Source organism: Streptomyces sp. KR55, assembly GCF_052245645.1.
Lineage (GTDB): Bacteria > Actinomycetota > Actinomycetes > Streptomycetales > Streptomycetaceae > Streptomyces > Streptomyces flavusporus.
This window is the reverse complement of record NZ_JBQQCE010000490.1, coordinates 1-7,262: the sequence shown is the minus strand read 5'-3', so window position 1 is coordinate 7,262 and position 7,262 is coordinate 1. Positions and strand designations below refer to the sequence as shown.

Below are 7,262 nucleotides of genomic sequence, written 5' to 3'. Positions count from 1 at the left end.
ACGGTGATCGGTGACACGGTCGGCGACCCGTTCAAGGACACCGCCGGTCCCGCGATCAACCCGTTGCTGAAGGTGATGAACCTGGTGTCGCTGCTCATCGCGCCCGCCGTCATCAAGTTCAGCTACGGCGACGACGAGAACCTCGGTGTACGGATTCTGGTCGCGGTGCTCGCCCTTGTGGTGATCGTCGGCGCGGTGTACGTCTCCAAGCGGCGCGGCATCGCCATGGGGGACGAAGAGCCCGACCGGAGCTCCAAGTCGGCCGACACTGCGGTGGTTTCGTAGGCTGCCGGACAAAGCCCAGCTCAAAGGGCGGGCGGGAGGCGCGTGTTGACGCGTCGCCCGCCCGCCCCGCTGTGTTCACGCTCTCGCCGTGAGCCTTCTCTCTCCTGGCGCGAATGACGTAATTATGGTCATATTGGACGCTCGTCATGCGGTTGTCGCCCGCTTGGCGTGTATGTTCCGGGGCCGAGAGCCATGGAAGGGACCAATCCGGTGAACAAGAAGCTCGCGGCCGCACTGTCCGGCGGTGCGGTACTGGTACTGGCGCTGTCGGGATGCGGCGGCGAAGACGGCAACGAGAAGCTGGATGCCTGGGCCAAGCAGGTCTGCGACGCCGTGCAGCCGCAGGCGAAGAAGATCGCGGCCGCGAACGCCGCGATCCAGAAGGAGACCTCGGACAGCAGCACGCCGGCGGAGGTCCAGAAGACCGACGCGCAGGCCTTCCAGGACATGTCCGACGCCTACAAGGCGATCGGGACCGCCGTGAACAAGGCCGGCCCGCCGGACGTCGAGAACGGCGAGAAGAAGCAGCAGGACGCGGTCAAGGAGCTCAACGGCATCTCCTCGTCGTACGCCTCCCTGAGGAAGCAGGTCGACGCGCTCGACACCAAGGACCAGGCCAAGTTCGCCGACGGCCTCAAGGACATCGCCACCGAGCTGGACAAGCTCAGCCAGAGCGGCAACGACGCGCTCAGGACCCTGGAGGAGGGCGAGGTCGGACAGGCGATGGCCCAGCAGGAGAGCTGCCAGAGCGCATCCGCCTCGCCGTCCGTGACGCAGGGCTGACGCCGGGAAAGACCGTCCATCAGATCGGGTAGGCTACGGGCCGTGCGTCGCGAGAACCAAGCGCGCACACCGTGCTGAGCGAGAGCCAAGCCGGCACATGCACCTCCAAGCTGTGCGGTACCAAACCGGGCTGGTTCCAACCCGGCTGGTGTTGATCGTGTAAGACCTGCCGGGCCGCTGGCTCGTAGGCGACGTGAGCCAGGAATCCCCCTGCTTCAGCTGGGGGAGGGTTCAAAATGGGAATGTGAGTAACGCCAGCCTCTCCCCGCTGCCCTCCGCCGACCGTCCCGACGTCACTGCTCGGCTGCGCGACGCCCTGCTCGGAGCCGCCTTCACCGCCGACGGACTGCTCGAACTGCTCGGCGCCCCCGCGTACGCGGCGCTGGCCCGCGGCGAGACCGTGCCCGCACTCCGGGCGACCCGTGGGGACACGCCGCTGGAGATGCTCGTACGGCTGTTCCTGCTCCAGCAGCCCGTGCCGCACGCGCGCGCGGAGGGGGTTCTGCCCGTCACCGAGTGCCTGGAGAGCGGGTGGCTCACGCGGGTCGGCGGGGACGAGCTCGCCGCGACCGTGGATGTACGGCCGTACGGCGGGCCGGCCGGCGAGGACTGGTTCATCGTGTCCGACCTGGGATGCGCGGTCGGTGGGGCAGGGGGGATCGGGCGACGGGACGAAGGCGTCGTCCTGGGCGTGGGCGGTGCCTCCACCACCCTGGCCGGGCTCACCGTCCGTACGCCTGTGGCCTCGGCCCTCGACCTGGGCACCGGCTCCGGCATCCAGGCCCTGCACGCCGCCCAGCACGCCACGCGCGTGACGGCGACCGACGTGAATCCACGGGCGCTGCACATCGCCGCGCTCACGCTCGCGCTGTCCGGCGCCCCCGTCGCGGACCTGCGCGAGGGATCGCTCTTCGAGCCGCTCCGGGACGACGAGAAGTACGACCTGATCGTGTCCAATCCGCCCTTCGTGATCTCTCCCGGCGCCCGGCTGACGTACCGCGACGGCGGAATGGGCGGGGACGATCTGTGCCGCTCGCTCGTTCAACAGGCGGGCGCCCGCCTGAACAGGGGCGGATTCGCGCAGTTCCTCGCCAACTGGCAGCACGTGGAGGGGGAGGACTGGCAGGAGCGGCTGCGGTCGTGGGTGCCGCTCGGGTGCGACGCGTGGATCGTGCAGCGGGAGGTGCAGGACGTCACGCAGTACGCCGAGCTGTGGCTGCGGGATGCGGGCGACCACCGCGGTGACGTGGCCGAGTACGAGGCGCGGTACGACGCCTGGCTGGACGAGTTCGAGGCGCGCAAGGTGAAGGCCGTGGGGTTCGGGTGGATCACCCTGCGCAAGTCGGGGGCCGCGGTGCCCTCCATCACCGTGGAGGAGTGGCCGCATCCGGTCGAACAGCCGCTCGGTGACACGGTCCGGGCGCACTTCGAACGTCTCGACTACCTGCGGGCACGCGATGACGCCGCCCTGCTCGAAGAGCGCTTCCGGCTCGCCGCGGAGGTCGTCCAGGAGCAGGTCGGGCTCCCCGGCGCTGAGGACCCGGAACACGTGGTGCTGCGTCAGAACCGCGGTATGCGCCGGGCCACGAAGGTGGACACGGTCGGTGCGGGCTTCGCGGGCGTCTGTGACGGCTCCCTGACCGCCGGTCGGATCCTGGACGCCATCGCCCAGCTGGTGGGTGAGGACCCGGTGTTGCTGCGGGATCGGACACCGGCACAGATTCGGTTGCTGGTGGAGCAGGGGTTTCTTGAGCCGGCGGGATGATCGTCGGCCGGGGGCGTTGTACGCCCGGATCGGGGGCGCGTGAGGGTGGGGCGTACGCCGGGAGTGACGGCGTGCGTGAGTTGCCTGGTGTGTTGCCTCTGAGGTTTGAGTGACTCATGAGACTCACGGAGCCGGTGCGAGCAGGTCTTCCGGGATCGATCCTGTGAAGGTCTCCTGTCAGTGGCGCGTGCGAAGCTACCTTCGAGAGACAGACTCGGACGCGTCCTCGGGGAGGCGCGCTGTCTCGGGGGAGGCGTGATGGCGGGGGAGACGCCGGACCAGGGCGAGGGCCGGGTCATCAACGGCCGGTACCGGCTGCTGCGCACACTCGGCGCGGGCGGCATGGGCCGCGTATGGCTCGCGCACGACGAGGAGTTGGCGTGCGAAGTCGCGATGAAGGAGATCGCGCTTCCGGATATGCCGATGGACGCGAGCGAGCCCGCCCAGCGCATCGCACGGGCCCGCAGCGAGGCCCGGCACGCGGCACGCCTGCGCGGTCATCCGCATGTGGCGACGGTGCACGACGTGGTGGAGCACGAGGGACTGCCGTGGATCGTCATGGAGTACGTGCCCGACGCGGTCGATCTGCAGGCGGTGATCCGGAGTTCGGGTCCGCTGCCGCCCGCGCAGGTGGCTCGTATCGGCCTCGCCGTGCTCGACGCGCTCAACACCGGGCACCGCATCGGCATCCTCCACAGGGATGTGAAACCGGCCAACATCCTTCTGGCCCCCGACTCTTCCGGCGACCCGTACGCGCGCGTGCTGCTCACCGACTACGGCATCGCGCTGCAGCCGGGATCGCGCGAGCCGAGGATCACCGCGACCGCGGGCATCCTCGGCACCCCCGGCTACCTCGCCCCCGAGCGTGCCCGCGGTGAGCCGCCCACCCCGGCCGCCGACCTGTTCTCCCTGGGCGCCACGCTGTACACCGCCGTGGAGGGGCGCGGCCCCTTCGATCGCGATGACGAGTACGCGATTCTGACGGCCCTGCTCGGCGAGGAACCGACGCCGCCGGCCCGTGCGGGCCAACTGGCGCCCGTCCTGCACGGGTTGCTCGTCAAGGATCCGCTGCGCAGGTCCGCGCCGGACATGGTCGCGCGCAGCCTGGAGCGCGTGGCACAGGGGACGCCGGATGCCGGTCCCGCAGGGCAGGCCGCGGGCGCGTTGGCCGGAGCCGGCGCCTTCGGCCCACCGCCGGGCGCGTTCGGACCGCCTCCCGCGGGGGGCGCGGGCGGTCCCGGGAACCCTGGTACGCCGTCGGCTCCGCAGACGCCGGGCGCGCCACCGACGCCGAACACTCCCGCGGGCGCTCTTGGCGGCGGCTGGGGCCCGGACACGCCGGGGTCCGGCGCCTCGGACGGCGGCGCGGCCACACCCGGCGGGTCGGCGCACGGCGCCTGGCCACCGCCCGCACCGCAGGGTCCCTACGACCGGGGCAACCCCTACGCGCAGGCGCCGGGCTCTCTCTATGTCGGTGGCGGGCAGCCGCCGTACGCGGCGGACAGCGGTTCCCCGACGTACACGGGTGGTTCCTGGGGGCAGGTGGGCTCCGGTCGCGGCGGCGACGGGCCGTCGGCACCGGCACCCAAAGGAGCCCGGAAGCGCCTCGCGCTCGTCGCCCTCGTCGTCGCCGGTGTCCTTGTGATCGCCGGCGGCACCTGGGCGGCCGTCTCGCTGACCGGCGGAGACAAGAAGGGCAGCGACAACGCGGCGGGCAAGTCGCCGTCGCCCGGCACGAAGGGGTCGCCGTCGCCGACCGAGCCCGTGCTGCCGTACGGGGACGTGGTCGACCTGACCAGGCCGCTGGAAGCCGGTGACTGTGTACAGGCGGTCTGGACGGGGGCGCCGTTCAAGTCGTCCCCGAACCTCGGCGTGGTCGACTGCGCCGAGGACTGGCCGGACGGCCAGGTCCTGAGCATCGAGACGGCCACGGACCACGCCGACGCGCGCGCCAACGGCGCGGAACGGTGCGAGGAGCAGAGCCGCACGGTCGTCGACGCGTTGCCGGACGCGGACGTCTACGCCGTGCTGCCGACCGAGGAGGGCTTCACCGCGGCGGGCAGTGGTACGGCATGTCTCGTACTCGGCCGTCATGCCGCGATAGGCGGCGAAGTGGGCCGGTTCCGCGACGCGGGCACGGACCTGTGGGTCGGCCAGATGAGCATCGGCGACTGCTGGACCTACAAGGAGCTGGACGACGGCTACGAGGCGCCCCTCACCGACTGCGACAAGCCGCACACGGAACAGGTCATCGGGACCGTGCAGGCCCCCGCGAGCATGAGCTACGCCAAGGGCAGCGACAACGCGACCGAGCTGTGCGAGAACAAGTTCGAATCCACCTGGGCGCCCGGTGCGGAGCGGACCGTCTACGGCTGGGTGGCCGACGAGGAGGACTGGGAGGCCGGTTTCAACAAGGCCGTGTGCACCGTGAGCCGGACCGACGACAAGAAGACGACCGGAAAGATACCGACGCCCGGCGAAGTCTGAGATCAGCTGAAATCGGCCGAAAAAATATCCCCGGGGCCGGCCGAAGGCGGATGCACAGGTCCGTCGGCCCCGCGTTCACGTCAGGTTCGCCTGGGCGCAGCCTGCGCGTGTCAACCTCCCGGGACTGCACACTCGCGAACGGGAGAAAAGGGGCACGGGGAGCCATGGAGAGCGGACCGGTGATCTTCACGGGACTGGTGTTCGCCCTGTTCGGAGGCGGGCTGCTGGTGTGGACGGCGACCCGGGTGCACCGGCGCGAGCCCGTCGCCCAGGGTGTGAGTCCCGTCGCATCGGCGACCGTCGCGAGCGTCGTCGCGGTGATCGCGCTGGCCCTCGGGACGTGGTGCTTCACCCGCCTCTGAGGCCGCCGGTGGTGCGTTCACCTGGGTAATTGGGAGGTCACGCTCCGGATCGGCGGATCAGATCGGTGGACACTCCGGGCGGCAGGAATGACGGTAGTCGGGTTACCGTTCGAGTGGCCGTTGTGGGCTTTTCCCGTTTGACACGGGGGCGGGATGTACCGTCACACTCCGCAGCGTCAGCCATGAAAGGTGTCCCGACCCCGGGAGCAAGGCCTGGGGAGGCCCAGCGTCGACCGGAGAGAAGAGCGAAGTTGTCCCCGACCAGCGAGACCGCACAGGGCGGCCGCCGACTCGTCATCGTCGAGTCGCCTGCCAAGGCGAAGACGATCAAGGGCTACCTCGGCCCCGGATACGTCGTCGAGGCGAGCGTCGGGCACATCCGCGACCTCCCCAACGGCGCCGCGGAGGTGCCGGAGAAGTACACCGGCGAGGTCCGGCGCCTCGGTGTGGACGTCGAGCACGACTTCCAGCCGATCTATGTGGTCAACGCCGACAAGAAGGCGCAGGTCAAGAAGCTCAAGGACCTGCTGAAGGACTCCGACGAGCTCTTCCTCGCCACCGATGAGGACCGGGAGGGCGAGGCCATCGCCTGGCACCTCCAGGAGGTCCTCAAGCCGAAGATCCCGGTCAAGCGCATGGTGTTCCACGAGATCACCAAGGACGCGATCCGGGAGGCCGTGGCCAATCCGCGCCAGCTCAACCAGAAGCTGGTCGACGCCCAGGAGACCCGCCGCATCCTCGACCGCCTCTACGGCTACGAGGTGTCCCCGGTCCTGTGGAAGAAGGTCATGCCGCGCCTGTCGGCCGGCCGCGTCCAGTCGGTCGCGACCCGGCTCGTGGTGGAGCGGGAACGCGAGCGGATCGCGTTTCGTTCGGCTGAGTACTGGGACCTGACGGGCACCTTCGCGACCGGCCGCGCGGGGGACTCGTCGGACCCGTCGTCGCTGGTCGCCCGCCTCCAGGCCGTCGACGGCAGGCGGGTTGCGCAGGGCCGCGACTTCGACTCGCTGGGACAACTCAAGAGCGCGAACACCCTCCACCTCGACGAGGCGAACGCCCGCGCCCTCGCCGCCGCCCTGGAGGACACCCGGTTCTCCGTCCGGTCCGTCGAGTCCAAGCCGTACCGCCGCTCACCGTACGCTCCGTTCCGCACGACGACGCTGCAGCAGGAGGCCAGCCGCAAGCTCGGCTTCGGCGCGAAGGCCACGATGCAGATCGCGCAGAAGCTGTACGAGAACGGCTACATCACGTACATGCGTACGGACTCCACGACGCTGAGCGACACGGCGATCGCCGCCGCCCGCGCCCAGGTCACGCAGCTGTACGGCGCCGACTACCTGCCGCCGCAGCCGCGGACGTACGCGGGAAAGGTCAAGAACGCGCAGGAGGCGCACGAGGCGATCCGCCCCTCGGGTGATCGTTTCCGTACGCCGGCCGAGACGGGACTGACCGGTGACCAGTTCAAGCTGTACGAGCTGATCTGGAAGCGGACGGTCGCCTCCCAGATGAAGGACGCGACAGGCAACTCCGTCACGGTGAAGATCGGCGGCACTGCGGCCGACGGCCGGGACGTCGAGTTC

Annotated in this window: 6 protein-coding genes; all 6 read left to right on the top strand. The window is 70.2% G+C overall.

Annotation, left to right across the window (positions count from 1 at the left end; all coding sequences use genetic code 11):
• A partial coding sequence (locus tag ACTWQJ_RS42885) for a sodium/proton-translocating pyrophosphatase (RefSeq protein WP_443311825.1) occupies positions 1 to 285 on the top strand: 285 nt, incomplete at its 5' end.
• 192 nt (positions 286 to 477) lie between these two features.
• The gene (locus tag ACTWQJ_RS42880) at positions 478 to 1,068 is read left to right on the top strand and encodes a small secreted protein (RefSeq protein WP_443311824.1); all 591 of its coding nucleotides are present in this window, start codon (positions 478 to 480) and stop codon (positions 1,066 to 1,068) included.
• A 244-nt stretch (positions 1,069 to 1,312) separates the two neighbouring features.
• Positions 1,313 to 2,833: a DUF7059 domain-containing protein gene (locus ACTWQJ_RS42875; protein WP_443311823.1), complete on the top strand. Its 1,521-nt coding sequence runs from the start codon at positions 1,313 to 1,315 to the stop codon at positions 2,831 to 2,833.
• A gap of 258 nt (positions 2,834 to 3,091) precedes the next feature.
• On the top strand, positions 3,092 to 5,320 hold the full coding sequence (locus tag ACTWQJ_RS42870; protein WP_443311822.1) for a protein kinase domain-containing protein: 2,229 nt from the start codon (positions 3,092 to 3,094) through the stop codon (positions 5,318 to 5,320).
• Positions 5,321 to 5,484: 164 nt separating this feature from the next.
• Positions 5,485 to 5,682, top strand: a complete 198-nt coding sequence (locus ACTWQJ_RS42865) for a hypothetical protein (protein ID WP_443311821.1) — start codon at positions 5,485 to 5,487, stop codon at positions 5,680 to 5,682.
• Positions 5,683 to 5,933: 251 nt separating this feature from the next.
• Positions 5,934 to 7,262, top strand: a 1,329-nt coding sequence (gene topA / locus ACTWQJ_RS42860) for a type I DNA topoisomerase (RefSeq protein WP_443311820.1), incomplete at its 3' end; no start/stop codon positions are given.